24 protein-coding genes are annotated in these 25069 nt (G+C 49.1%); 11 read left to right on the top strand and 13 right to left on the bottom strand.

Annotated features, from left to right (window positions below; translation table 11 throughout):
- Window positions 1-394: 394 nt before the first annotated feature.
- Together RSA72_RS07390 and RSA72_RS07385 are read right to left on the bottom strand one after the other, a co-directional pair.
- Complete coding sequence (locus RSA72_RS07390) at window positions 395-2626, bottom strand: NADP-dependent isocitrate dehydrogenase (RefSeq protein WP_332622426.1); 2232 nt, start codon at window positions 2624-2626, stop codon at window positions 395-397.
- 453 nt (window positions 2627-3079) lie between these two features.
- Window positions 3080-4423, bottom strand: coding sequence for a dicarboxylate/amino acid:cation symporter (locus tag RSA72_RS07385; RefSeq protein WP_332622425.1), 1344 nt, complete (start codon window positions 4421-4423; stop codon window positions 3080-3082).
- 415 nt (window positions 4424-4838) lie between these two features.
- On the opposite strand from RSA72_RS07385, the gene RSA72_RS07380 reads away from it, so the two are divergent.
- Window positions 4839-5840: a glycosyl transferase family protein gene (locus tag RSA72_RS07380; protein WP_332622424.1), complete on the top strand. Its 1002-nt coding sequence runs from the start codon at window positions 4839-4841 to the stop codon at window positions 5838-5840.
- A gap of 117 nt (window positions 5841-5957) precedes the next feature.
- Window positions 5958-6326: a DUF2004 domain-containing protein gene (locus RSA72_RS07375; protein WP_332622422.1), complete on the top strand. Its 369-nt coding sequence runs from the start codon at window positions 5958-5960 to the stop codon at window positions 6324-6326.
- A 427-nt stretch (window positions 6327-6753) separates the two neighbouring features.
- On the opposite strand, the gene RSA72_RS07370 is transcribed toward RSA72_RS07375, so the two are convergent.
- On the bottom strand, window positions 6754-7026 hold the full coding sequence (locus tag RSA72_RS07370; protein WP_332622421.1) for a YeaC family protein: 273 nt from the start codon (window positions 7024-7026) through the stop codon (window positions 6754-6756).
- 3 nt (window positions 7027-7029) lie between these two features.
- The gene (locus tag RSA72_RS07365; protein ID WP_332622420.1) at window positions 7030-7968 is read right to left on the bottom strand and encodes an NAD(+) kinase; all 939 of its coding nucleotides are present in this window, start codon (window positions 7966-7968) and stop codon (window positions 7030-7032) included.
- 151 nt (window positions 7969-8119) lie between these two features.
- On the opposite strand from RSA72_RS07365, the gene mrcB reads away from it, so the two are divergent.
- Both mrcB and RSA72_RS07355 read left to right on the top strand, forming a co-directional pair.
- Complete coding sequence (mrcB, locus tag RSA72_RS07360) at window positions 8120-10504, top strand: penicillin-binding protein 1B (RefSeq protein ID WP_332622418.1); 2385 nt, start codon at window positions 8120-8122, stop codon at window positions 10502-10504.
- Between the two features lie 14 nt (window positions 10505-10518).
- Complete coding sequence (locus tag RSA72_RS07355) at window positions 10519-11067, top strand: tetratricopeptide repeat protein (protein ID WP_332622416.1); 549 nt, start codon at window positions 10519-10521, stop codon at window positions 11065-11067.
- 42 nt (window positions 11068-11109) lie between these two features.
- Here the strand turns inward: RSA72_RS07355 and RSA72_RS07350 are convergent, their stop codons facing one another.
- A complete protein-coding gene (locus tag RSA72_RS07350; RefSeq protein WP_332622415.1) occupies window positions 11110-12009 on the bottom strand; it encodes an NUDIX domain-containing protein in 900 nt (299 codons plus the stop codon).
- Window positions 12010-12151: 142 nt separating this feature from the next.
- Here RSA72_RS07350 and hemP point away from each other — a divergent pair, with 142 nt between their 5' ends.
- The gene (gene hemP, locus RSA72_RS07345; RefSeq protein ID WP_067670649.1) at window positions 12152-12322 is read left to right on the top strand and encodes a hemin uptake protein HemP; all 171 of its coding nucleotides are present in this window, start codon (window positions 12152-12154) and stop codon (window positions 12320-12322) included.
- 122 nt (window positions 12323-12444) lie between these two features.
- On the opposite strand, the gene RSA72_RS07340 is transcribed toward hemP, so the two are convergent.
- From RSA72_RS07340 to RSA72_RS07325, 4 genes are all read right to left on the bottom strand, one after another.
- Window positions 12445-13788 (bottom strand): sensor histidine kinase, encoded by a 1344-nt coding sequence (locus tag RSA72_RS07340; RefSeq protein WP_332622414.1) that lies wholly within the window; start codon window positions 13786-13788, stop codon window positions 12445-12447.
- 3 nt (window positions 13789-13791) lie between these two features.
- Window positions 13792-14457: a response regulator transcription factor gene (locus RSA72_RS07335; RefSeq protein ID WP_332622413.1), complete on the bottom strand. Its 666-nt coding sequence runs from the start codon at window positions 14455-14457 to the stop codon at window positions 13792-13794.
- Window positions 14458-14659: 202 nt separating this feature from the next.
- Window positions 14660-15058 (bottom strand): NirD/YgiW/YdeI family stress tolerance protein, encoded by a 399-nt coding sequence (locus tag RSA72_RS07330; protein WP_332622411.1) that lies wholly within the window; start codon window positions 15056-15058, stop codon window positions 14660-14662.
- Window positions 15059-15164: 106 nt separating this feature from the next.
- On the bottom strand, window positions 15165-16922 hold the full coding sequence (locus RSA72_RS07325) for a GspE/PulE family protein (protein ID WP_332632943.1): 1758 nt from the start codon (window positions 16920-16922) through the stop codon (window positions 15165-15167).
- Between the two features lie 308 nt (window positions 16923-17230).
- Here RSA72_RS07325 and RSA72_RS07320 point away from each other — a divergent pair, with 308 nt between their 5' ends.
- Window positions 17231-18427 carry an MgtC/SapB family protein gene (locus RSA72_RS07320; RefSeq protein WP_332632942.1) on the top strand — a complete coding sequence of 399 codons (1197 nt, stop codon included), beginning with the start codon at window positions 17231-17233 and terminating at the stop codon, window positions 18425-18427.
- Window positions 18428-18608: 181 nt separating this feature from the next.
- Complete coding sequence (locus tag RSA72_RS07315) at window positions 18609-19598, top strand: hypothetical protein (protein ID WP_332624686.1); 990 nt, start codon at window positions 18609-18611, stop codon at window positions 19596-19598.
- 25 nt (window positions 19599-19623) lie between these two features.
- On the opposite strand, the gene tsaA is transcribed toward RSA72_RS07315, so the two are convergent.
- Window positions 19624-20340: a tRNA (N6-threonylcarbamoyladenosine(37)-N6)-methyltransferase TrmO gene (gene tsaA / locus RSA72_RS07310; protein WP_332624687.1), complete on the bottom strand. Its 717-nt coding sequence runs from the start codon at window positions 20338-20340 to the stop codon at window positions 19624-19626.
- Between the two features lie 105 nt (window positions 20341-20445).
- Here tsaA and RSA72_RS07305 point away from each other — a divergent pair, with 105 nt between their 5' ends.
- Entirely contained in the window at window positions 20446-21225 is a 780-nt protein-coding gene (locus tag RSA72_RS07305) for a ferredoxin--NADP reductase (RefSeq protein WP_004279005.1), read from the top strand.
- 64 nt (window positions 21226-21289) lie between these two features.
- On the opposite strand, the gene RSA72_RS07300 is transcribed toward RSA72_RS07305, so the two are convergent.
- The 3 genes from RSA72_RS07300 to RSA72_RS07290 all read right to left on the bottom strand — a co-directional run bounded on the left by RSA72_RS07300 (window position 21290) and on the right by RSA72_RS07290 (window position 22537).
- Entirely contained in the window at window positions 21290-21472 is a 183-nt protein-coding gene (locus RSA72_RS07300) for a hypothetical protein (protein ID WP_085064142.1), read from the bottom strand.
- 18 nt (window positions 21473-21490) lie between these two features.
- A complete protein-coding gene (locus RSA72_RS07295; RefSeq protein WP_071851683.1) occupies window positions 21491-21742 on the bottom strand; it encodes a hypothetical protein in 252 nt (83 codons plus the stop codon).
- Between the two features lie 171 nt (window positions 21743-21913).
- Window positions 21914-22537 (bottom strand): cation transporter, encoded by a 624-nt coding sequence (locus RSA72_RS07290; RefSeq protein ID WP_005106481.1) that lies wholly within the window; start codon window positions 22535-22537, stop codon window positions 21914-21916.
- A gap of 86 nt (window positions 22538-22623) precedes the next feature.
- Here RSA72_RS07290 and RSA72_RS07285 point away from each other — a divergent pair, with 86 nt between their 5' ends.
- From RSA72_RS07285 to RSA72_RS07275, 3 genes are all read left to right on the top strand, one after another.
- On the top strand, window positions 22624-23034 hold the full coding sequence (locus RSA72_RS07285) for a Cd(II)/Pb(II)-responsive transcriptional regulator (RefSeq protein ID WP_005106480.1): 411 nt from the start codon (window positions 22624-22626) through the stop codon (window positions 23032-23034).
- Window positions 23035-23167: 133 nt separating this feature from the next.
- The gene (trhP, locus tag RSA72_RS07280) at window positions 23168-24577 is read left to right on the top strand and encodes a prephenate-dependent tRNA uridine(34) hydroxylase TrhP (protein ID WP_085064141.1); all 1410 of its coding nucleotides are present in this window, start codon (window positions 23168-23170) and stop codon (window positions 24575-24577) included.
- A gap of 2 nt (window positions 24578-24579) precedes the next feature.
- A complete protein-coding gene (locus RSA72_RS07275) occupies window positions 24580-24834 on the top strand; it encodes a YfhL family 4Fe-4S dicluster ferredoxin (RefSeq protein WP_005247463.1) in 255 nt (84 codons plus the stop codon).
- The last annotated feature ends 235 nt before the right edge of the window (window positions 24835-25069 follow it).

Below are 25069 nucleotides of genomic sequence, written 5' to 3'. Positions count from 1 at the left end.
AAAGTCGATTAGAAATAAATTCCGAATAAAAGACATTGATGAACTGTTCAAAAAACACTGTGATAATTTATTCAGGATTTAGCTATATCACCAAACAATGCGCAATATATAAAGATAAGATTTTACCTTTCCTCATTATTCAATACATTTAAAAGCAACAAAATCAAAATGAATAACTAAAAAACAGATTCAAATGCACTTGGTTTTAATCAAATAATATCCATACTTTTCCTCGTTGAAATCTAAAAAATTTTATTCATAACAGATAAATTTCATCATCCAGCTAAACTATCAAGCATTTCAATAGAATACTTTTACATAAAAAAGCCGGCGCATAAGCGCCGGCCTTCCCATACATTCACCAACGAAACCGTTAGTTCTGCATCACACTATATTAAATCGCATCAAGTACCGCATTGAAAGTCGCGCTTGGACGCATTACAGCGCTTACTTTCGCTGTATCTACAGCATAGTAACCGCCGATATCCGCTGCTTTACCCTGAACTGCAGCAAGCTCAGCAACAATTTTGTCTTCGTTTTCAGCAAGAGCTTTCGCAAGCGGAGCAAACTTCGCTTTAAGCTCAGCATCTTCATACTGCGCAGTAAGCGCTTCAGCCCAGAACTTCGCAAGGTAGAAGTGGCTGCCGCGGTTATCCAGCTCGCCAGTGCGGCGCGATGGAGACTTGTCGTTGTCGAGCAGTTTGCCAGTCGCCTGGTCAAGCGTCGTTGCCAGCAGCTTAGCGCGGGCATTGCCTTCCTTAATGCCAAGCTCTTCCAGAGAAACTGCAAGCGCAAGGAACTCGCCTAAAGAGTCCCAGCGCAAGTGGTTTTCTTCTACCAGCTGCTGTACGTGTTTCGGCGCTGAACCGCCTGCGCCTGTTTCGTACATGCCGCCGCCAGCCATCAACGGAACGATCGACAGCATTTTAGCCGAAGTGCCAAGCTCCATAATTGGGAACAAGTCAGTTAAGTAATCACGCAGGATGTTGCCTGTTACAGAAATCGTGTCTAAGCCGCGGGCAACACGCTCAAGCGTATAGCGCATTGCGCGGACTTGCGACATGACCTGGATATCAAGACCGGCAGTGTCATAATCTTTCAGGTATTTTTCAACTTTCTTGATCAATTCATTTTCGTGCGGACGGTACGGGTCAAGCCAGAAAATGGCCGGCATGCCTGAGTTGCGCGCGCGGTTTACCGCAAGCTTCACCCAGTCGCGGATTGGCGCATCTTTCACTTGGCACATGCGCCAGATGTCGCCTTCCTCAACATTCTGAGTCATCAGCACTTCGCCTGTTTCCAGGTCAGTGATGTTGGCAATACCTGCTGCAGGCACTTCAAAAGTCTTGTCGTGAGAGCCGTATTCTTCAGCCTTTTGCGCCATCAGGCCAACGTTTGGCACTGTACCCATCGTACGCGGGTCGAAGTTGCCATTCCACTTACAGAAATTGATCATTTCCTGATAGATGCGCGCAAAAGTCGACTCAGGCATAACAGCTTTACAGTCGTAAGGTTTACCGTCAGCGCCCCACATCTTGCCGCCGCCGCGGATCATCGCCGGCATAGAAGCATCGACAATCACGTCATTCGGTGAATGGAAGTTGGTGATGCCTTTCGCTGAATCAACCATAGCCAGCGCAGGACGGTGCTCTTGGCACGCGTGCAGGTCGCGGATGATTTCATCGCGCTGCGATTCAGGCAAAGTTTCGATTTTTTCGTACAGATTCGACATGCCGTTATTGACATTAATGCCCAGTTCATCAAACAGCTTGCCGTGCTTCTCGAAAGCTTCTTTGTAGTAAATTTTCACACAGTGGCCGAACACAATCGGGTGTGAAACTTTCATCATTGTCGCTTTTACATGCAGCGAGAACAGGATGCCCGCGTCGCGGCAATCATCAAGCTCTTTCTCGTAGAAGTCGCAAAGCGCTTTCTTGCTCATAAACATCGAGTCGATGATTTCGCCGTCCAGCAGTGCAACCTTCGGCTTCAGCACAATGGTTTCGCCGCTCTTCGTGATGAGCTCCATCTTCACATTGCGCGCGCGGTCAAGCGTCATTGACTTTTCACCGTGGTAGAAGTCGCCGGCGTCCATGTGTGAAACATGAGTCTGTGACCACTGCTTCCACTCGTTCATAGAGTGCGGGTGCTTTTTCGCATAGTTCTTCACCGCAGCAGGCGCGCGGCGGTCAGAGTTGCCTTCGCGCAATACCGGGTTTACAGCTGAACCCAGGCATTTTCCATAGCGCGCCTTGAGTTCCTTTTCTTCTTCAGTCGCCGGGTTTTCCGGATAGTTAGGAATTGCATAGCCCTTCGACTGAAGCTCTTTAATGCACGACATCAGCTGGCCAACAGATGCGCTGATATTCGGCAGCTTGATGATATTCGTGTCTGGGTTTTGAGTGAGACGGCCCAGCTCTGCGAGGTTGTTCGGCACTTTCTGCTCTTCGCTTAAGCACTCCGTGAATTCTGCAAGCACACGCGCTGCTACAGAAATGTCAGTTTTAACAATCTCGACACCAGCCGGCTTAGTAAAGGTCTCAATGATCGGCAGCAGTGAGTAAGTCGCGAGCAGCGGCGCCTCGTCGGTCAGTGTGTAAATGATTGTTGACTTTCCACCAGCCATATGTAGCCCCTTGTGTTGAATTGAGTTTTTTAGGGGGCGAGATCAAGGCTCAGCCCCTGCGAACCGGTTTGCTTTTAAATAAAACTTGAGAGTATCAGTCCTCATAGCATCTCAGTCAACGCAATATCTTGTGATAACGTCATTTCGCTGAGAAATGGTACACAGTTGCGCTGCCTGCCTGCGCAATTTCCGCGCAAAGCGCATATTTGATGCAGAAACAGCCGCTTCCAGAGCGCATGCGCGGCACCTCAGGGCGCTGGCAATGATGCCCAAATGCAGTACAGCTTTAAGCCATTGCTGAAATGCGCGGTGCTGATACGGAAAAAACCTGAGCCTTAGCGCGCTGAAGTTCGGACTTGCACCGCCCCTTCAACGCTTTAGACTCAGGTTTTATTTAATTCCGGCTACGGCGCAGCGGTAAGCCGAAGCTGATGAAGCGCTGCGCCGCCTGAATTAAGCATGTTGTGAATTTTCTTCCGCCATTTTGCGGTCAACATCTTCCGGATTAGCCAAGGCATGATTCAGTTTTTTGACATCCAGCTGGCCAACCCATTTCGCTACAACAATAGTCGCCAGAGAATTGCCGACAAGGTTGGTCAATGCACGCGCTTCAGACATGAAGCGGTCAATGCCCAGAATCAGCGCCAAGCCCGCCACAGGAATGTGGCCCACAGCGGATAAAGTCGCCGCCATGACAATAAAGCCTGAACCCGTTACGCCGGCCGCGCCCTTAGATGAAATCAGCAGAACCACCAGCAGGGTGATTTGATGCTCTACATCCAGCGGCGTATTGGTGGCCTGCGCAATGAAAATCGCCGCCATGGTTAAGTAAATTGACGTGCCGTCAAGGTTGAATGAATAGCCTGTAGGAATCACCAAACCAACCACTGATTTTTCACAGCCGGCAATTTCCAGCTTTTTCAGCATGCGCGGCAGCACCGATTCTGAAGATGAAGTGCCCAGCACAATCAGCAGCTCTTCGCGGATCATGCGGATCATTTTCAGAATGCTGAAGCCGCAGACGCGCGCGATGCTGCCCAGCACGATAAAGATGAACAGCAGGCAGGTCAGGTAGAAGCAGATAATCAGCTGCGCCAATTGCGCCAGGCTGCCAATGCCGTATTTGCCAATGGTAAATGCCATTGCGCCGAACGCGCCGATTGGCGCAAGCTTCATCACCATGTTCACAATATTGAAGAATACATGCGAAATCTGGTCAATGAATTTCAGCACCGGCTTGCCGGAATCGCCCAATTTATGCAGCGCAAAACCGAACATGATGGCAAACAGCAGCACCTGCAGGATTTCACCTTCAGCAAAGGCGCCGACTACGGTGTTGGGAATAATATTCAGCAGGAAGTCAATGGTTGACTGTGATTGACCGGACTCTACATATTTAGAAATGCCCGAGGTGTCTAAAGACGCCGGGTCAATGTTCATGCCCACGCCCGGTTTGGCAATATTAATGACCGCCAGGCCGATAATCAGGGCAAGCGTTGAAACAATTTCAAAGTACAGCAGCGCCACACCGCCGGTTTTCCCCACAGACTTCATGCTTTCCATGCCGGCGATGCCGCTGACCACGGTACAGAAAATCACCGGAGCAATGATCATTTTAATCAGGCGGATAAACGCATCGCCTAAGGGCTTGAGCTGTTCGCCTAAGCCGGGAACATGCTGCGAAACGCCATTCACGATCTGCGTGCCGCTTGGCGAGTAATGCCCCACCAGAACACCCGCGATAATTGCGACAATCACCTGAAAATACAGTGATTTATAAATTGGTTTTTTAGCCATGAGAATTCTTCACGATCTGCTTCTGACTTCAGAAGCTTTCATTTTTTGCCTATTTTTCAAAAATAAACAGCCCAAACTCATTTGCTGCCGGCAAAAGAGCACCACAGCATTGAGACGGCTCAATACCCAGAAAATTCAAGATAGTGTGAATGTGATTTTTTGAAAAAATCACGCCATGCCAAAATCGCATTTGGCGGATGGTCAGGAGATGAGGAACACACAAAAATTACGGTTAAATTTTACCTAATTTTTGCTGTTTTGTTTGGCCTCAAATGTTAAATTTGCTTAATTAATAAACTAGCATTATTAGACTATAGTCTAAAAGCAAGCCAATTTACTGCAGAAAACTGGCTGAAAAATACCAATTACCGCAGTAGACTATAAAGCCTGACTGCATATTCCAAAAGCCGGCCTAATGAATACAAAACGTAATATCTATAAAGACTTTGAACACCCTTTTGCGCAGTTTGTCCGCATTGTCGGCAAAGGCAAAAATGGCGCGCGCTCCTTGACTTATGATGAAGCCTATCAGGCCTTCAGCATGATTTTAAAGAATGAAGTGCTGGACGTTCAGCTGGGCGCATTCCTGATGCTGCTGCGGGTGAAGGAAGAATCTGCAGATGAACTGGCCGGCTTTGTGCAGGCAGCCCGCGACCAGCTGCAGTTCAAGCCGCTGCAGGTCGATTTGGACTGGTCATCTTATGCCGGCAAGCGCAAGCATTATCCGTGGTTCCTGCTGGCGGCCCTGACGCTGGCAAAGCATGGCTATAACGTAGTGATGCACGGCGCTTCCGGACATACCGTTAACCGCCTGTACACAGAGCAGGTTTTGGAATATTTGGGCTACCCCATCTGCGCAAATGACAGTGAAGTTGAAGCGCAGCTGGCGCAGCGCAATTTCGCCTACCTGCCGCTGCATGCCATTTCGCCGATTCTGGACGAGCTGATTGCACTGCGCAATGTCATGGGCCTGCGCTCGCCTATTCACACTTTGGCGCGCCTGATTAATCCATTTAATGCCAAAGCAACCCTGCAGGCCATTTTCCACCCGGCCTACCGCAGCTCGCATCAGCAGGCAGCCTTTAAGCTGGGCTATCAAAACAGCGCAGTCATTAAAGGCGAAGGCGGCGAATTTGAACGCAATCCGGATGCAAAAACCCTGATCTGCGGCATTAAGGACGGCGTGATGTATGAGCATGAACTGCCTAAGCTGACCGGCGGCCGCAGCCCTGCCGAAGAAGAACTGGACTTGGCGGTATTTAAAGCGGTTTGGGAAGGCCGGCAAAGCCATGAATACGGTGAAAGCGCCACAGTGGAAACCATGGGCATTGCGCTGTACGCCATGGGCGCCTGCAGCAGCTATGAAGCAGCCATGGAGAAAGCGCAAGCGCTTTGGGCCACGCGCAGCGCCGTTTAAGCGCCATGCAGCATCAATTTACAGTCTAGGCTGAGTTCCGCTGGGCATGGCGGAACTAAACTGCTAATTTAAAATGCATGGCAATATTCTAAAAAATAAAAAAATTAAGGAATAGCAATGGATAAGATGCCCAATACGCAGCAAGGCAGCAAAGAATTTTTAGCGCGGTCTGCGCTATATGACGCCGTCAGCTTTAAAAATGCCTTTACGCAAACTGTTATGCTGTTTATTCAGCACCATTTGGATGAAATTGATGCTGAATACTGGACCATGCATTTCGGCTCGCCCAAACCCAGCGCAGAGCAGATTATTGACAAGCTGGAACTGGATGAGCATGCGCTTTTCAGCGCGGAAGGCTTGAGCGAAGAAGATATTGCCTATCATGAAAACCACTTAGACTTCATGCTGCCTGCAGGGGCCAGCCAGTATGTGCTGTGCGTCAGCTTTAAAAATGGCCAGGTGTATGGAATCAGCATGGAAAGCTGAACAGCCGGCGTGATGCCAGTACTGTCCCGCATTTTTACCTGCTGCAGAGCAGTGCATGATATTTAAAATATAGTTAATATTTATTAAAAACAATTGTATATATTGTGATTTTAGTAAGAATCAGCTGATTTATGTTTTCTTAAGTTTTAACGCTTGCACTGCCTCATTTTTACTTTAAAAGTTTAAACGCCTTTGCGCAGGCAAGGCCTTCCTTTGGAAAGACCCAAAGGAGCAAAAGTCTTTTGTTGCCCATACACGGCTTCCTGAGCCAGTTTTAAGCATTGCTTTAAAATGCAGCGCAAGGGATGGGCAACGTGCGGCATCCATGCCGCAGCGCGTATCCGAAGTTTGTTTTACTCAACTATGGAACAGCAATGAGCGTGATGCCAGCTGCTGAATCAAGCCAGCTTCCTGTTTGATCTAAAGCTTAAACAAAGCGGATCGGCTTAAACTCAGGCTCAGTTTTGTGATGGTCATCTTCACAGACTTCGCCTTCTTCCTTGCTGCCGCGGTCAATATAGCCGCTGCGCTCATTTTCCGGCAAATTCTTCATTTCCCATGCATACACCGCCTGCATGCAGATTTGGCGCTGCTCTTGGGTTAAGGCAATGCCGTTTGGCCATTTGCCAATTTCAACTGCGGTTTTCAGGCGTTCCACAATTTCAGGATTAAGTACGGCAAGCATTTGTTCAATATTCATGAGTTAATCCTGTTTGAATGAGTCAAAATCTTGGTTCCAGCCGAGCTTGGTGCGGCACGCCATATAAAAGTCATAGCCCGGCGGATGAAGTAAATTCAGCTTAAAGGGATGCTTGCGGATATGCAGGCTGTCCCCGACGCCCAGTGAAACACTGTGCTGGCCGTCTGCGCTGACCATTGGAAGCACGCGGTTTTCACGGATTAAAATCTTAATTTCGCTGTGGCCGCCGACGACAATCGGCCGGGACGACAAAGTATGCGGATGCATCGGCACCAGCGCAATCGCGTCCATGCCCGGATGCACAATCGGCCCGCCGCCGGACAAGGCATAGGCAGTAGAGCCGGTTGGCGTAGACACAATCAGGCCATCGCTGTGCTGGCGGTAGACATACTGCCCGTCAATATTCAGCTCAAAATCAATCATATGCACCGATTTTCCGGAATGCAGCACCACGTCATTCAGCGCAACCGCATCGTAAATGGTTTCGCCTTTGGAGCGGATTTCAATTTCCAGCAGAAAGCGCCGGTCCAGCTGAAACTCGCCTTTCAGCACCTGATCCAGCTTGAAAATCACTTCTGTCGGCTTAATATCGGTTAAAAAGCCCAAACGGCCGCGGTTCACGCCAATGACCGGAATATTGAACTTAACCAAAGCGCGGGCAGCGTGCAGCAGCGAGCCGTCGCCGCCAACCACAATCACCAAATCGACAACCTCGCCCAGCAGGGCTTTGCTGACTGTTTGCGTATTTGAATAAGGCACCAGTTCAGCCGTTTCTGTATCAAAAACAGGATGCAGTCCCAGACTTAATAAATGATCGTGAATCAGGCATAAAGTTTCAACCACCGACGATTTATCAGGACGCCCGATTAATCCGATGTTTCGAAATGCCTTGTGTGAAATTTGCACCTGCGCCATTGCTCCGCTACGCTTCACGCTTATCATAGCATTAACGCTTTTGATTTAAAAAAACTTTGAATTGCTAATTTATCTGACTGATAAATTCATCTTTTGCATACATATACAGTTTAATTATTGCAAATTGCGTAAAAGCTTCGCATGATTAGCGAAATTTCTCAGGATCTTATCAGCATTTATGAAGTCTGAACGCGGCATAGGTACTATTGCATTCATTTTTTGTGTTCTGGTGATTGGCGCATTCGTCGCTTTCAGTGTCTATCTGATCAAGATTGACAACATTGTCAGAGCCAAATTTGAAGGACAGCGCTGGGATATTCCCGCGAAGGTATTCGCGCGCCCGCTGGAAATCTATACCAATGCGCCTGTCAGCCAGGATGATTTGCGTGAAGAGCTGAAAATGCTGGGCTATGCGGGCGCCGAGAGCTATGCCAAAACCGGCAGTTTCGTGGTTTCCGGCAATGAAATGTACGTGCATACCCGCGGCTTTGACTTTGGCGACCGTGTTGAGCCTGAACAGGTTTTAAAAATTTCCTTCGGCAAAGACCAAGTGACCGATGTCAGCGCGACCAAGCCTTCATCCAGCGGGATTGCGCGCCTGGAGCCTTTGCTGATTGGCGGGATTTATCCGCAGCATAACGAAGACCGCGTGCTGATTAAGCTGAATAAAGTGCCGAAGCCGCTGATTGAAGCTTTAATTGCGACAGAAGACCGCAATTTCTATCATCATCATGGCGTATCAATCCGCGGCACCGCGCGTGCGATCGTCAGCAACGTCACTGGCGGCAAGCGCCAGGGCGGCTCGACTTTAACCCAGCAGCTGGTCAAAAACTTCTATCTGTCTCCTGAGAAAACCCTGAAGCGCAAAGTCAATGAAGCGCTGATGGCCCTGCTGATTGAACTGCACTACGATAAAGATGAAATTCTTGAAGCCTACCTGAATGAAGTGAATCTGGGCCAAAACGGCAATTATTCAATTAACGGCTATGGCCTGGCCTCGCAGTTCTATTTCGGCCTGCCGCTGCGCGAGCTGAATATTTCACAGCAGGCTTTCCTGGTTGGCCTGGTTCAAGGCCCGACGCTGTACAATCCTTGGCGCAACCCTGAAGCGGCCACAAAGCGCCGCAATATTGTGCTGAACAACATGCTGGTCATGGGTTATTTAACCCAGAAGCAGTATGAAACCGAAACTGCGCGCCCATTGAATGTCATTTCCAAGCCGACGCTTGGCCCTGCCCGCTTCCCGGACTTTCTGGATATTGTGCGCCGCCAATTGCGCACAGAATATCAGGAAGGCGATTTAACCAATCAGGGACTGCGCATTTTCACCACTTTAGACCCGATTGCGCAGACCCGCATTCAGAACAGCTTTAAAGATACGGTCGCGCGCTTAAGCAGCGCCAATCCGAAACGCTTGAAGGAGTTGCAGGGCGCGGTGCTGATTACCCATCCGGAAAATGGCGAATTGGTTGCAGCCGTCGGCTCGACTCAGGACTTCACCGGCTTTAACCGCGCTGTCGATGCAAAACGCCAGGTCGGCTCCCTGCTCAAGCCGGTAATTTATTTAAGCGCGATTGAATCCGGCCGCTACAACTGGGCCAGCCAGATTCAGGACAGCAGCATCAGCGTGCAAAGCGAAGGCAAGGCCTGGACACCGAAAAACTACAGCGGCGGCGAGCACGGCGTTGTGCCTATGGTGCAGGCGCTGTCCAATTCCTACAACTTGTCTGCAGTGCGCTTAGGCCAGGAATTCGGCATCGCGACGTTCATCAACCATTTGAAGAAATTTGGCGTCACTTCCAGCATTCCGAACTATCCTTCCATTTACCTCGGCGCAGTGGATATGTCGCCAATGGAAGTGATGAGCATTTACGGCAACTTTGCAACCGGCGGCTTCAAATATCCGGTTAAATCCATCCGCACGGTGGTCGACAGCAGCGGACGCACGCTGGACCGCTACAGCCTGTCGGTGCAGCCGACGATTGATCCGGCGGCGGCTTATGTGCTGAATTACGGCCTGCAGCAGGTGATGGCTTCCGGCACCGGCCGTTCGGCCTACAGAACGCTCCCGACTTCACTGGAGCTGGCCGGAAAGTCTGGCACCACCAATGACACCCGCGACTCATGGTTTGCCGGCTATTCAGGCAACTATGCGGCCGTGGTTTGGCTGGGGCTGGATGACAATAAAATTACCGGCCTGACCGGCTCTTCCGGCGCGCTGCCGGTATGGACGAATGTCATGAAGCAGCTGCGTCAAAAACCGGTGAATTTGCGCCAGCCGAATGAGGTGCAATGGCATTGGCTGGACCGCAACAGCGGCGACCTGTCCGCTTCCGGCTGCGAAGGCGCGATTTATATTCCGCTGCTGCGCAATTCAATTCCGAAGCGCGCAACGGCATGCGGCCAGCCGCAATATGAAGTGCAGCCTGATGCAAATGCTGTTGAAGCATCTGCAGCGCAGAGTGACAGCATAGAAAACTACATTCGCGAAAGTGAAAGCGGCCAGGAAGCGGATTCATCCGAGCAGCCCCGCGTCATTTCCAGCGGCAGCTACAATAACTGAGGTTAACGCCACTGATGCTTAAAAAGATCCTGATCAGTGCCGCCGTGCTGGGCATTGCGGGCTGCCAAAGCCTGCCGTCCATCAGCCGCGATGCGCAGAAGCAGCCGGCGCCGAAAGAACAGAAACAGCCGATCCGGGAGCCTTCCGGCGTGGTCATTCATCCGGATGACCGTCCGGAAATTCAGCGCCAGCGCATTGTGATTCCTGAACAGCAGGAACGCGTGCAGAAGTTTGAGGACGGGCGCAGCCTGCCCGCCTTTAAAAAACTGATGCAGCAGACCCAGACCGCATACGCCAAAGGCCAGCTGAATGCAGCTGAAGACGCCGCCACGCAGGCGCAGCGCCTTGCCCCGCAATCTGCAGAAACCTTCCTGTATTTAGCGATGATTGCGAACCGCAAGAATCAGCCGGCCAATGCCGAAGCGCTGGCGCAGCGCGGCCTGAGCTACGCGCAGAGCAATGCCATGAAAAAACAGCTCTGGAATGTCATTCTGAAAGCCGGCCAAAAGCAGAATAAGGCCTCCAGCATTCAAAAAGCCCAGCAGGCGCTTAAAGGGCTTTAAGCTTCGAGACCAAGTTTCACGCTGATCTCTGCTGATCATGCCTTACAGGAAACGCATGCCTGCAATGCCGTAAGCATGATGCTGCTGCGCTTCAATCAATAATTCCTGCCTCATGCCGCCCAGCGCAAATACCGGAATCTGCAGCTGCAGGGCGATCAGTTCAAACTGCTCCCAGCCCAGCGGCGATGCCTCCGGATGCGTTGCCGTTGCAAGTACGGGGCTGAGCAGAATTGCGTCGCAGCCGATAGACTGTGCATGCAGGGCTGACGCCAAGTCATGGCAGGCGGCGATATAGCGCCTGCCGGTTTTCAGCTCGCCTTTTTTCAGCTGCAGCAGCTGCGGCTGCTTCAAATGAATGGCGCCGATGCCTTGCTGCTGAATGCTGTTCAGCTGCTTCCACAGCTCAATGTTGACAATCAGCCGGGATAGCTGATCAATCCCGCAGCCTGCCAGCGCCATGGCATGCTGCTGATCGGCCTCTACCCGCCAATACAGCAGCTGCTGCCCGCTCAGCTGCTGCAGCGCAGCCAAATCATCTGAAATTTTAATCTGATGCGGCCAGTACAGGCGCTTCAGCATGGCCGTGTTGGCTTTGGGAAAGTTCAAATCCAGCAGCTGATCGCGGCTGTACCAGGTCCACGGCTGCTGGATTTCATTCAGCAGCTGGTCCGGCACGGCGGCGTGAAATAAATGCAGATTTACAATCACATCGTCATATTCATGGCGGATGAAATCGAATGCATGCCAGTCATGCAGGCCAATGCCGACCTCTTCAAAAACTTCCCGCCGGCAGGCCTCCAGAGGCGTTTCCCCGGCTTCGACTTTGCCGCCGGGAAATTCATGCTTATTGCCCTGATGCTGCTGCGCGGCGCGCCAGCCGGCCAGCACTTTGTTTTGATGCAGCAGAATGGCGATTGCGACATGAAGATTAGGTTTAGACATTAGGCAGCATCCATTTTTCTTAAATATTACTGAGTGTAAACAGCTTTGAGTTTTTTATAAAATCTTAGCATTTAGCATTGACAGTCTCATTCGATAATGATTATCATTTAATCCGTTCACTACACACCACGGAGCCCTAGGCATGAACGCACCATTTAGCTTATTTACACGCAGCACCGAATCTCATCATGCATTGCCAATGCTGCATTCCAACAACTTGTTCGCATTAGGCCGTGAAATCCGCATTATGCATGCAGGAGAAGAATACCGTTTACGTTTAACGCGCAACAATCGGCTGATTCTCACAAAATAACGACAACAGCGGGATAATAATAAACGTGGGAACAAGCAGTATGAATCAGCGCATACTGCTTTTTTATTGCAGATTTTTGCAATCGCTTAGAAAACTTCACCTCATTCAGATCACTGCACAAATCACTGCAGCTTAGGCAAAGAAATCTGCACGCATAGGCCGCCCAGCGCAGACTTGGAAAACTCAATCCTGCCCTGGTGCAACTCAATAATCTTCCTGCAGATGGACAGCCCCAAGCCTGTGCCCTGCGTTTGGGTGCCCAGCGCGCGGTAAAAGCGCTCGCCTAAGCGGGCCAGCACTTCATCGGTCAGTTCCGAGCCATTGTCCTCGATGCGCCACAGCGCATCCTGCTCCGTTTGGCCGGCATAAATGCGCAGCTTGCCGTGGTCCTGCGCATAGCGGATGGCATTGTCAATTAAATTGCGCAGGCAGGTGAACACCAGTTCAGAATTGGCAAAAACCGGACTTGGACTGACATCCAGCGCAGCCTCAATATTTTTCCGCTGCATAAAAGGCGCCAAAGCCTGCAGCGCTTCGTGCGTCACATCCGTCAAATCAACCGCTGTTTTAGGCAGGTCTGCCGGATTGGATGGGTCCAGCCGCGCCAGCAGCAGCAGGTTTTCCAGCACCTGCGTGCCGCGGCTGACATCCTGCTGAATCTGCATCAGCTCTGCCGGCAGCTGCGGGTGTTCCTGATATTTGCGCTTCAGCACCTGCACGCGCATTTGTATGGCGGACAGCGGCGAGCGCAGTTCATGCGATGCATCTGCAGTAAAGCGCTGTTCCGCCAGCAGCGCCTGCTTGACCCGCTCCAGCATATAATTCAGCTGCTGCACCATAGGCTGCAGTTCAGCCAGCTGCGGCTCAGGCGAAATAATCGGCTCCAGATCATCTGCGCTTTTTTCCGCAATCTGATGCGACAGCGCATGAATGGATTTAAACTGGCGCTTGACTGAGAAATGCACCATCAGCCACTGCAGGCACCACAGCACAGCCAAAACAGCCATATAGCCAGCCGCCGTAGAAAGGATTTCTTCAAAGCGCACATCGACAGGCTGCACCGCATACAGGGTCATGCCTGACTCATGCTGCACATACACGCGCCACAGCACCTTCTTATGCCACAGCAGCGAATAGCCCGGCTGCGCATGATGGCTGGCCAAATACTGAAATACGGCTTTTTCCGCATCTTCGGACTGGGTTAAGGTCTGCCCTGCATAAATCAGGCGGTAATGAATATCAAACTGGTCACTGAGCTCATCAATCTGCTTGCCGGATGACTGGCTAATGTCCGCAAGCAGCAGCATGTCGGAGATTTCATCCATGATCTCATCCTGCAGATGCATGGTCTGATACACGGAAATGCCCAGCAGCAGCAGCAGCGAAATTAAGCCGGCCGCAATCGAGCTGAACACCGAGGTTTTGACCAGCTTGCGCTGCAGGGAAACCGCGCTCTGCGCCTGCATGCCTTAATCCTGCGGCCGGTTCATGCGGTAACCTAGGCCGCGTATGGTTTTAATGTACTGGCTGCCGATTTTTTTACGCAGCTGATAGATGAATACTTCTATCGCGTTGCTTTCAATTTCATCGCCCCAGGCATACAGCGACTCTTCCAGCTGCTCGCGGGTAATGACATGCTCTGGCTTCTGCATCAGCTTATACAGAATCTGAAACTCTTTTGCGGTCAGCGCCAGCGCAGCGCCATCCTGAATCACAATTTTAGCCTGCGTGTCCAAGGTTAAATTGGCAAACTGAATCTGCAGGCTGTTGACGCTGTGCTTCTGGCGCATCTGGCTGCGCACGCGCGCGGACAGCTCTTCCAGGCTGAACGGCTTCACCAGATAATCATTGGCGCCTAAATCCAGCCCTTCAACGCGGTCTTGCACGCTGTCGCGCGCAGTCAGGAAAATCACCGGCGTATTCAGCTGCTTTTTGCGCAGCGCCTGCAGAATTTCATCGCCTGTGGCTTTGGGCAGGCCGCGGTCCAGAAGCACGCAGTCATACTGGTGCTGCTCCATAGCTGCGATGGCATAATCGCCGCGCTCCACCCAGTCTATGCTGTAGCCGTCCATCTCCAGCCAGGTTTTGATGCTCTGCGCCTGAGATGCGTCATCTTCCGCCAGTAAAATCCTCATAATCCCTCCGCTTGCGCTGCGCATTCCGCTTGATCTGAATGAAAACTAAAAATATTTGAATCAGCTGTTTCCGCTTATCTTAGCAGGGCGCGGCGCCATGCCGCGTGGAAATTCCGCAGCTGCAGCGCAATGCAAAAACCACATGCGCCGGCATGTGGTTTTCCTGCTGAATCAGCGGAGCGGATTCAATCCATGTGCTAAATTAAAATTTAAGCGCATCAACATCAATGCTGACATGCTTAGCCGGCTTGTAGTCAATATCCACTTCACCGCTTAAAGTCACAGGCGTTTTCGCTGAAACCTTTTTGCCATGCCACAGCTTGTCGTCAATTTCGACCGTCATGCTGCCGGTGCTGTCGCGGAATTCATATTTTTCATCGCCCAGCGCTTTCACCACATGGCCTTTCAATTCAACTTTGCTGTCATCCTTAAGCGTTAAAGCCTGCTTGACCGTAACCGCCTGCGCAAAGGCCATATGGTTGACCGCCTGATGCTCCGCATGTGCGGGCGCAGCCGGCGCTTGAGCCGCAGGACTCGCCATGGATGCTGCTGATACCGCCGCAAAACCGGCTGCCAAAATTGCTTTTGCTAATACATTCATCTTTCTCGCCTCTGGGTCGTTGCTTTATTGCGTTGAAGTGATTAAAGCAAATGCAAATGAGCGGAATCTTAAGAAAGCTGTTTGCTACATTAACGCAAAGGCAGGGCTAGTTCAAAGGCACCACGCGCAGCACTTCTTCCAGTGTCGTCATGCCGGCCACCACTTTGCGTGCGCCGGCAATCCGCAGCGGTTCAATGCCTTCCTTGCGCGCCTGCTTGCGCAGCTGCGCCAAATCCGCATTTGCGCCAATCATCTGCTTGGTTTCCAGACTCAGCGGCATGAACTCATAAATGCCGACACGGCCTTTATAGCCAGTGTGGCGGCATTCTTCGCAGCCTACCGCCTTAAAGACAAAACTCGGCGTCGCGACCGTATAGTCAAAAGTTAAATGCTTCCACTCCTGCTCATTGACAAAGGTTTCCTGCTTGCAGTGCGGGCACAGCTTGCGCACCAGACGCTGCGCCAATACGCCCAGAATGGTGGCCGCGGTTAAAAACGGCTGCACGCCCAAATCATGCAGCCGGGTTAAGCTGGAGGGCGCGTCATTGGTATGCAAAGTTGACAACACCAAATGGCCAGTTAAGGCGGCTTGAATCGCCATATTGGCAGTATCATGATCGCGGATCTCACCGACCATAATAATGTCCGGGTCTTGGCGCATCAGCGCGCGCACGCCGTCGGCGAAGCCTAATTCAATGCCGGAATTCACCTGCATCTGGTTAAAGCTCGGTTCCAGCATTTCAATCGGGTCTTCAATGGTGCAGACATTGACCTGTTCTGTCGCCAGCTGCTTTAAGGATGAATACAGCGTGGTGGTTTTGCCCGAACCGGTCGGCCCGGTCACCAGAATGATGCCGTGGCTGTGGCTGGTCAGCTGATTCCACGAGTCCTGCAGGCGCCCTTCAAAGCCCAGCTGCTGAAAGCTGCGCACCAGAACATCGGGGTCAAAAATACGCATCACCAGCTTTTCGCCGAATGCAGTCGGCAAGGTGGACAGGCGCAGTTCGGTTTCCTGCCCTTTCGGCGTGCGGGTTTTCAAGCGCCCGTCCTGCGGCTTGCGCTTTTCCGCCACGTTCATGCGCCCTAAAATCTTAATCCGCGAAATCACCGCGGTCAGGGTATTGGCCGGCATGTTGTAGATGGTGTGCAGCACGCCGTCAATCCGGAAACGCACCTTGCCGCTGTCTTTGCGCGGCTCTAAATGAATATCGCTGGCGCTCTGCTCAAAAGCGAACTGCAGCACCCAGTCCACCAGCTTGACAATATGCTGGTCATTGGCATCCGGATTTTGCGAATCGCCCAGCTGCAGCAGCGCTTCCACGCCTTTATTTTCACGGTCATAGGCGGAAGACTTTTGCGATGAGCTGACCGCGCGGCTGACCTGATAGTATTCCACCAGATAGCGCTGCAGCTGCTCCGGATTCAGCAGCACCCGCTGAATTTTCCGCGGCGACAGCGTGCGCTCCAGATTGGCCTCCCATTCCGACTTGAACGGCTGGTCTGTGGCAATCAGCACCTGATCATTTTGAATTTCGACCGCAAGGATTTTATTGCGCATGGCAAATTCCTGCGACATGACATTGGTCAGCGCCTGCACATCCGCCTTCAGCGGGTCAATAATATAAAACGGCAGCTGGCTTTTTTCCGACAGCCACTGGCACAGGCGGTTCAGCGTTAAAGCCGTTTGCGGATGGCTCTGGTCGGGCAAGTTAAAATTCGCAATCCACTGCAATGGATGCCATTTCAGCTGCTCACGCTGGCGGTGCGTGGTCTGGATCAGCATTTTATCCCGCTCAGTAATGCGCCCGTCTTTCTGCAGCTGCTCTAAGCACCATGAAGTGTCAATTTCAAAATTAAATTTCATTATTGTATGTCCCCAAACATTGCCACACTATAGCAAAATTCAGCAGCCTGATTCCGCCTTTTTGCCGGAGGCGCCCGAACCGGAAAAAACTGCAAGCTTAAAAAGATTATTTGCAATTACAGCAGCTTAATTACAGAAAACCGCTATAGCTTTTGCGCTGCATAAAAGATTGACCCCGGCTTGATTTATCACCTATATTGCGGATGAGGCTTAATTTTTTAAACCCGTATTTTAGAGATGATCCTGTGAATTCAGCTGAGCTTGCCTTCCTGCATAATGCGCCCTTTCACGATTTAATTATAATCTTGATGGCTGCGCTCGGCTGCGGTTTATTGATTGGGCTGGAACGCGAGCGCAGCAAGCAGCGGGAAAACCAGCACAGCTTTGCAGGCCTGCGCTCTTTTACCGTATGCGCATTGCTGGGCGCGGTCTGCTTTTTATTCGGCGCGGCAATTGGCATAGCCGGGGCAGCTATTGTCGGCGGCATTGTGATTTTTTCCGTCAGAAATCAGCCGGATGATCCGGGCATTACCACAGAACTGGCGTTTATAATGACTTATTTCATAGGCGCCATGTGCCTGTGGAACCCGCCTTTAGCTGCCGGCTTAGCGGTACTGCTAACTATTCTGCTCATGGCGAAGCATTCCATGCACAGCTTTGCCGGCAAATGGATTACCGAAGCGGAATTTAAGGACGGCATTTTTCTGCTGGCCTTGATTTTAATTGCCCTGCCCTTAACGCCGAATGCGCCGCTGTGGGGTTCGGCGCTGAATCCCTATATCATCTTAAAACTGCTCGCATTGATTTTAGCGGTGCAGGCCTTGGCGCATTTCGTCAAGCGCCTGCTGTCCTCAAAAAATGCCCTGATTTTATCTGCTGTCGCTTCAGGCTTTGTTTCCAGTACGGCGACTATCGCCAGCCTGGGCATGGAAGTCCGCGCCGGACGCGCCGACGCCAGAATCAATGCAGGCGCAGCACTGATGTCCTGCGTCGCCACATTGCTGCAGCTGCTGATTATTGTGGCCGGGGTCAGCGTGCTGTGGCTCAAAACCATTATTGCCCCAGCCCTAACCGCCGCTTTGATTTTAGCCGGCTGCGCCTATTGGCTGCTGAAAGACGCCGCCCCTGCTGAACAGAGCCTGCAGGCGGACTCCCGCATGTTCAGCCTGAAGGAAGCCGCCATTATTGCCGGAACATTAACCTTAATTCAGGCCGGGGTTTACGGCCTGAACCTTTGGCTAGGCGATGCCGGCCTGATTGCGGGCACGCTGCTGGCCTCACTGTTTGAAATTCACGCCGCCATGGCAACCGTGGTCATGCAGGGCGCGCCGGCAGAAAACGGCGTGTTCTATGCGTTTATTTTAGGCCTGGCGGCGCATGCCGTTGCCAAGTCAGTGAATGCCGCTCTGACCGGCGGCTGGAAGTTTGCCCTGACCTTTGCGCCCATTCAAATTTTCCATATGGCAGTTCTTATTGCCCTGCTGTGGTGGACGGTTAAATTCTAGCAAGGCTGCGGTTTTCAAGCAGAACTAACAGATAGCGTATTTTTGTTTAAAAATACTTAAGCTGTTATTTTTATTTACATTTTTTAATTTTTTTTGCCAGCTTAAAATAATGCTTTTAACTTACTATTTTGGTCTTTATTCAAACCATATTAATAAATTTAAATTATTTCAAGGAATTAAAATGCAGTATAAAAGCTTGAGCTTAGCAGTAATCACGGCGCTCACTTTGGCAGGCTGCGGCGGCGGTTCGTCAGGCGACATATTTACCGATGGCGGAAATGCGAGCGGACTGCAGCAATTGGCTGACATCCGTGTCTATCATGACGTTCAAAATAATAAGATTTCACAATCCACAAGCATTATGACTATTACGAAAGACGGCAAAGCCTATGATGATTCCAGCAGCACCGTGCTTTCTTTTATTGTCACTAAAAATGGCTTATATGATGAATCAAGCGTCAAAGACACTTATGGCAAACTTATTGGCGCCGCTTCGGTCAGCAAAAACCAACTTACACTCTCCCCCTACTCAAGCATCGGTTCTAAAGGCTTAGCATTTACAACTAATTACAGCATATTGAATATTGGCGGACAGGGCATGGCTGAAAAAATTGCGCCATTTCCTTACTGGGTTGCTGTGAATAAATTAGGCAGTAAATATCAATATTCGCAGCATTATTTGGATTTCCTGCTCTATCTGAATAAAATGAAATTTCCTGCAAATACCCAATGCATGCAGTCTATTGAGGAAACATCAAGTGAAGACCGCTTATTCATTAAGGATGTAACTGAAAATAATCCAGCTGAGCAAGCCTTCTTGAAAAAACAATGGGAAGATTACAGCACCAGAAACAGCCCGAATATTTCAAAAATCATCTACAAAGACAGCATTGCCTATTCACTGTTTGATCCTTTTGATAACACTACCCAAACCGTTGTGCAGTACAAAGATTACACCTATTACTCTGCCGTGCATAAAAAAGCCGGCATTGAATACAGCCTTGAGCAGGAGCTGAAAAAAATCGCAGCCAATCCGGATTTTGACAAAGTCAGCGCCAATCTTCGCGATCAGTACCGCAGCCTGCTGCAAAAGTCCTGCACCAGCTTCACGCCTGCAGCCAAAGCTGCGCTGCAGCAGCATATCAATGCATTCAATAAAACCCTGAACTAATCAGCCGGATGCCTCACAGGGGTTGTTAAATAGCCGCCAGCCCCTGTATTTCAACACGCTCAGCAAATACTTTAAATTTCACATTCACCGCTGCAAACAGCATGCCGTAAACCCGGTCTTCATCCTCCTGATAGGCGGGGCGCGGATCCAAAGCCAAAACCTGCTCCAGTTCATTGATGAATTGCGCTGTGATCCTGTTTTGCTGCAGCAGCGCCTGCTTTTGCTGTTCAGCCTCTGCCAGCCACAGCACCTGCTTGCGCGCCGGCTCAGCCTGCGCATAGGCGCTTTGCGCCTCATGAATTGCATCTGAATACTGAATATAAGGCTTAATATCGATAATCGGCGTGCCATGCAGCAGGTCGCTGCCGGTCACATAAACCCGCACCGATTTTCCGTTTTTTTCGACTTTTTTCAGCTGCACCACAGACAAGCCGACCGGCGCCGGCCGGTACATGCTGCGGGTGGCAAACACCCCGATTTTTTTATTGCCGCCCAGGCGCGGCGGACGCACTTGCGGCCGGAATACGCCGCTGTCCTGCTGATTTTTATTGTCATGGAACTGCCACAGCAGCCAAAGATGGCTGAATGCCTCAATGCCTTCAAAGGCCAGCAGGTCATTATACGGCGCGGCCATTTCAATATAGGATTCAACCTGAACCAAATTGGGCTGGCGCGGAATTCCAAACTTTTCTGTATAAGGAGAATGCATATAGCCAATAATCGGAAAATTTAACCCAGTCATAATCAATTTTTCTGATAAGTTCAATTAAATATATTCAGTTTATCGAGAATGATTTTAGATTAGAATAGCAAGCTGTTCTAATTTGATAATTTATTGAGACCTTTAATGGCTGCTTTTAACGTCGAAAAGATTACTCACGTCCACCACTGGAATGATACTTTATTCTCTTTTAAAACGACTCGTGACACTGCTTTGCGTTTTAAAAACGGTCAGTTTGTAATGATCGGCCTTGAAGTCAATGGCAAGCCGTTAATGCGCGCATATTCAATTGCAAGCGCCAACTACGAAGAAGAGTTAGAATTTTTCTCAATTAAAGTGCCTGATGGTCCACTGACTTCGATTTTACAGAAAGTAAAAGTCGGCGATGACATTTTGGTTTCTAAAAAGCCGACAGGTACATTGGTACTGGATGACTTGAACCCAGGTAAAAATCTGTACCTGTTGTCTTCTGGTACTGGTCTTGCACCGTTCCTTTCGACTATTCGCGATCCTGAAACTTACGAGCGTTTTGAAAAGATTATCGTAGTTCACGGTACCCGTTTCATTTCAGAACTGGCTTATCAAGATTTGATCCTGAATGAAGTTCCAAATCATGAATTCTTCTCTGAACTCGGCGCGAAAGAAAAATTGGTATATTACCCAACCGTAACCCGTGAAGAATATCCAAATCAAGGTCGTGTAACCACTGCGATTGAAACCGGTGAACTGTTTGAAAAAATCGGTCTGCCACGTTTCAACCCGGAAACTGACCGTGCCATGTTATGCGGTAGCCCTGCATTCCTAGATGACGTTGCTGCGCTTCTTGACCAACACGGTCTGAAAGAATCTCCAAAAATGGGCGTTCTAGGTGACTACGTGATTGAACGTGCATTCGTAGAAAAATAAGATTTTCTAAAATAAAAAACCGGACTTTTAAGTCCGGTTTTTTATTGGAATAATCACTAAATAATTAACGATCACGACCTTCCTGATTTGCAGAACCTGAACAGCCTGCGCCACCTGCAATGATGAAACCCGTTTGCGCTTTACATGAACCAATCATACGGCCATGAGAGTCAAATGTAGTCACTGACGATGCGCAGCCCGTCAATATAACAGTCGCTACGAGTGCAATAAGTGCTGATAATTTCATGATCTTCCCCTTTATTATTTACGGTTTTAAATTAATCTGATTTTGGCTTGGTGGCGTTGGTAATAGGCCTGTAGCAGCATTTGGCGTATTATAATTCACACCCAAGGCATCGCCTGAACCACTACAATGTGCACTTGCGGTCGAAAGTAGGCCACGCGTCGCCATACATGAACCGATGATTTTTCCTGTTGCATCATAAGTCACGACTTTGGAACTACAAGCGGCTAGCCCCGATATTGCCAATATTGAAAAAATTTTAATTAAATTCACATTAACCCTCGCACGATGCAAAAAACTAAATTATTAAAATTTATGTATATTTTCTGAATTTCGCCAGAGATTCTAATTTAATTTGTTTATTTGTAAAGCTTTATTTTTCAAATATTATAAAAATGGAAATAAATAAAAAGCTGCCCTGCAGGACAGCTTTAAATATAAAAATTAGCTGGATTTATGTTTAAGTGATCTTTCTTCCAGAGACTGCTTAATCACTTGATAACCTGATGTGATGCCGAGTGTAGCGATAATTACAGCCACAATAATATCCGGCCAAAGACTGCCTGTACCAAATACGCCTACGGCTGCCAAAATGACCGCAAAGTTGCCAATTGCATCATTGCGACTACAGAGCCAGACCGACCGCATATTGGAATCACCTTCACGAAAAGCATAAAGAATTGCTGCTGTAAATACATTTGCCACTAGGGCCAGCACACCAATCAGGCCCATTGTCAGTGCTTCAGGTGGAATACCTTGCAGATAGGCGTAAATCACTTTGCCAATAACCACCAGACCAAACAATGCCATGGTCATTCCCTTCACCAAAGCGACTGTTGCCCGCCAATACAGACTCGCACCGAGTACAGCCAAAGAAATTCCGTAATTGACCGCATCTCCAAAGAAATCTAGCGCGTCTGCCCACAAGGCCGATGAATGTGCATATGCACCACCGATCAGCTCCACTACAAATAAAGTCAAGTTCACCAGCAAGGCAATCCATAGCGCTGTTCTAAATTTGCTGTTGGGCTTGATGGGTGCCGGTTCAGGACTACAACTACAAGCCATATCATTCCCCCGATGATTTTTTATCTAAAATACGATAAATTGATTAGAAACTATGGACTAACTCCAAGGTCAAGCATGAGGGTGATATGTCAGTTTATTTGATTTCAGAAATGGCCAAAAAAACTGGTCTAAGCACCGATACCCTACGTTTTTATGAGAAAAAAGGCTTTATCCAGCCGAATTTTCGAGCAAGTAATCAGTATCGTTATTATGGTGAAGACGCATTAAAAAGACTGCTTTTTATCAAGCGTTGCCGTGCCTTGGACATGTCGTTAAAAGAGATTGAAACCCTGATTCAACTTGAACAAAATCCGGAACAGGACTGCTGTGCCGTCAACCAGCTGATTGATCAGCATCTTTCGGATATTTCAAATAAAATTAAAGAATTACAGATATTTGAACGGCAACTGATCACACTGAGAGAAAGTTGCAATACCCCGACCACGATTGATCATTGCCAGATTTTAAAAACGCTTGAAAACCCTGAAAATGATTGAATGTTGAAGACATTTTATTGAGAGCTCCCTACTTAAAATAAAACCTTGTTTTACCTCCAAATCGCGTATTTCCGAGTGATTTACTAGGTTGAATCCAAATTCCAGATGATTAGAATAAAGCCGTACTTTTTATATGTCTTTCGATTTGATCATGAGTATTACCACTATTACCGAACTTCTCTCACCAGCTGGCTCACTCAAAAATATGCGCTACGCTTTTGCTTATGGTGCAGATGCAGTCTATGCCGGCCAGCCGCGCTATAGCCTGCGGGTTCGTAATAATGAATTTGACCATGACAATTTAGCGATTGGCATCAAAGAAGCGCACGAACTAGGCAAAAAATTCTATATGGTGGTCAATATCCAGCCACATAACTCCAAGCTGAAAAATTTTATTCGTGACTTAGAACCTGTGGTCGCGATGCAGCCAGATGCCCTGATCATGTCCGATCCAGGTCTGATCATGCTGGTGCGTGAACATTTTCCAGAGATAGATATTCACCTGTCGGTTCAGGCCAACGCCGTGAACTGGGCAACCGTGAAATTCTGGAAAAACATGGGGCTGACCCGTGTCATTCTGTCACGTGAACTATCCATTGAAGAAATTGCAGAAATCAAACAGCAAGTGCCTGATATGGAGATTGAAGTATTCGTACATGGCGCATTGTGTATGGCCTACTCTGGCCGTTGCATGCTGTCCGGTTATATGAATAAACGTGATGCCAATCAGGGTGCCTGCACCAATGCCTGCCGCTGGGAATATAAAGTTCTGGATGCCAAGGAAGATGAAACCGGTGATGTCATTCCAGTAAAAAATCTGGATTCAGGCTGCTGCTCTAAAGATGCTGATGAACAGCACATGCAAGAACAACATCAGTTTGATGAGCCTGTGCTATTGCAGCGGAATGATGAAGATATGTTTGCTGCTGAAGAAGATGAACATGGCACTTATTTCATGAATTCTAAAGATCTGCGTGCAGTCCAGCATGTAGAACGCCTAACCAAAGTAGGTGTACATTCACTGAAAATTGAAGGCCGGACCAAGTCTTATTTCTATTGCGCCCGTACTGCTCAAATTTACCGTAAAGCGATTGATGATGCGTTGGCGGGTAGACCTTTTGATCCATCACTGATGACACAATTGGAAGGCTTAGCGAATCGTGGTTATACCGAAGGTTTCCTACGCCGCCATGTGCATAGTGAATATCAGAATTATGAACATGGTTCTTCCAGTTTTGATCATCAAATTTTCTGTGGCGAAGTGCTGGAGCGTAATGGAGATTACATCAAGATCGATGTGAAAAACCGTTTTATCGTCGGTGACTCACTCGAACTGATGACGACTAAAGGCAATATCACTTTCACTTTAACCGAAATGAAAGACAAAAAAGGTAATCTGATCGAAGATGCCAAAGGTTCAGGTCACATCGTCGAGATTCCGGTTCCGGCAGATGTTGATATGCAATATGCCCTGCTGATTCGTAATCTGCCAAGCTCGACTGCGGATATTTCGGCATCTTCACTGGCTTATCAGGCGAGTTAAGTATGGCACTGTTGATTACCGACAAATGCATCAATTGCGATATGTGTTTACCGGAATGCCCGAATGACGCGATTTATGAGGGTGCGAAAGTTTATGAAATTGATGTGAACCGTTGTACGGAATGCGTCGGTTTTTACGAGCATCAGACCTGTGTGGATGTCTGTCCGATTGAATGCATTATTCCACATCCCGCGCATCGTGAAACACAGGAGCAATTACTGGAAAAATTTAAGGGTTTGAACTTATTTAAATCTTAAAAATGAAGCGATGGAATAAACATTGCTTTATATAAAAACAACCTTGGGGAAAGTATAAAAATAAGGGTTGAAAACAAAAACTGTGCAGAGGAAAGGAACAGCTGAAAGTGCGTGGGGACACTTTTGGCTGATCCAATAATAAATATAAAAAAAGGAACTCGGGTGTTAGCGTCCTGAGTTCCTATAAAGCGATAATAATGTATTTATAAGATATAGCACCTCGGTTTTGGGGAAC

The sequence above is a fragment of the Acinetobacter sp. genome, from assembly GCF_036659555.1.
Lineage (GTDB): Bacteria > Pseudomonadota > Gammaproteobacteria > Pseudomonadales > Moraxellaceae > Acinetobacter.
This window is presented reverse-complemented; position numbering and strand designations above follow the sequence as displayed.

What these genes read in the sequence shown, in the direction of transcription:
- RSA72_RS07300 (WP_085064142.1), bottom strand. Translation starts at nt 21,472, where the DNA reads ATGAAATTATCAGCACTTATTGCACTCGTAGCGACTGTTATATTGACG.
- mrcB (WP_332622418.1), top strand. Translation starts at nt 8,120, where the DNA reads ATGAAGTCTGAACGCGGCATAGGTACTATTGCATTCATTTTTTGTGTT.
- RSA72_RS07320 (WP_332632942.1), top strand. Translation starts at nt 17,231, where the DNA reads ATGGCTGCGCTCGGCTGCGGTTTATTGATTGGGCTGGAACGCGAGCGC.
- RSA72_RS07315 (WP_332624686.1), top strand. Translation starts at nt 18,609, where the DNA reads ATGCAGTATAAAAGCTTGAGCTTAGCAGTAATCACGGCGCTCACTTTG.
- RSA72_RS07355 (WP_332622416.1), top strand. Translation starts at nt 10,519, where the DNA reads ATGCTTAAAAAGATCCTGATCAGTGCCGCCGTGCTGGGCATTGCGGGC.
- RSA72_RS07365 (WP_332622420.1), bottom strand. Translation starts at nt 7,968, where the DNA reads ATGATAAGCGTGAAGCGTAGCGGAGCAATGGCGCAGGTGCAAATTTCA.
- trhP (WP_085064141.1), top strand. Translation starts at nt 23,168, where the DNA reads ATGTCTTTCGATTTGATCATGAGTATTACCACTATTACCGAACTTCTC.
- RSA72_RS07375 (WP_332622422.1), top strand. Translation starts at nt 5,958, where the DNA reads ATGGATAAGATGCCCAATACGCAGCAAGGCAGCAAAGAATTTTTAGCG.
- RSA72_RS07390 (WP_332622426.1), bottom strand. Translation starts at nt 2,626, where the DNA reads ATGGCTGGTGGAAAGTCAACAATCATTTACACACTGACCGACGAGGCG.
- tsaA (WP_332624687.1), bottom strand. Translation starts at nt 20,340, where the DNA reads ATGACTGGGTTAAATTTTCCGATTATTGGCTATATGCATTCTCCTTAT.
- RSA72_RS07290 (WP_005106481.1), bottom strand. Translation starts at nt 22,537, where the DNA reads ATGGCTTGTAGTTGTAGTCCTGAACCGGCACCCATCAAGCCCAACAGC.
- RSA72_RS07330 (WP_332622411.1), bottom strand. Translation starts at nt 15,058, where the DNA reads ATGAATGTATTAGCAAAAGCAATTTTGGCAGCCGGTTTTGCGGCGGTA.
- RSA72_RS07380 (WP_332622424.1), top strand. Translation starts at nt 4,839, where the DNA reads ATGAATACAAAACGTAATATCTATAAAGACTTTGAACACCCTTTTGCG.
- RSA72_RS07285 (WP_005106480.1), top strand. Translation starts at nt 22,624, where the DNA reads ATGTCAGTTTATTTGATTTCAGAAATGGCCAAAAAAACTGGTCTAAGC.
- RSA72_RS07325 (WP_332632943.1), bottom strand. Translation starts at nt 16,922, where the DNA reads ATGAAATTTAATTTTGAAATTGACACTTCATGGTGCTTAGAGCAGCTG.
- RSA72_RS07370 (WP_332622421.1), bottom strand. Translation starts at nt 7,026, where the DNA reads ATGAATATTGAACAAATGCTTGCCGTACTTAATCCTGAAATTGTGGAA.
- RSA72_RS07305 (WP_004279005.1), top strand. Translation starts at nt 20,446, where the DNA reads ATGGCTGCTTTTAACGTCGAAAAGATTACTCACGTCCACCACTGGAAT.
- RSA72_RS07340 (WP_332622414.1), bottom strand. Translation starts at nt 13,788, where the DNA reads ATGCAGGCGCAGAGCGCGGTTTCCCTGCAGCGCAAGCTGGTCAAAACC.
- RSA72_RS07275 (WP_005247463.1), top strand. Translation starts at nt 24,580, where the DNA reads ATGGCACTGTTGATTACCGACAAATGCATCAATTGCGATATGTGTTTA.
- RSA72_RS07385 (WP_332622425.1), bottom strand. Translation starts at nt 4,423, where the DNA reads ATGGCTAAAAAACCAATTTATAAATCACTGTATTTTCAGGTGATTGTC.
- hemP (WP_067670649.1), top strand. Translation starts at nt 12,152, where the DNA reads ATGAACGCACCATTTAGCTTATTTACACGCAGCACCGAATCTCATCAT.
- RSA72_RS07335 (WP_332622413.1), bottom strand. Translation starts at nt 14,457, where the DNA reads ATGAGGATTTTACTGGCGGAAGATGACGCATCTCAGGCGCAGAGCATC.
- RSA72_RS07350 (WP_332622415.1), bottom strand. Translation starts at nt 12,009, where the DNA reads ATGTCTAAACCTAATCTTCATGTCGCAATCGCCATTCTGCTGCATCAA.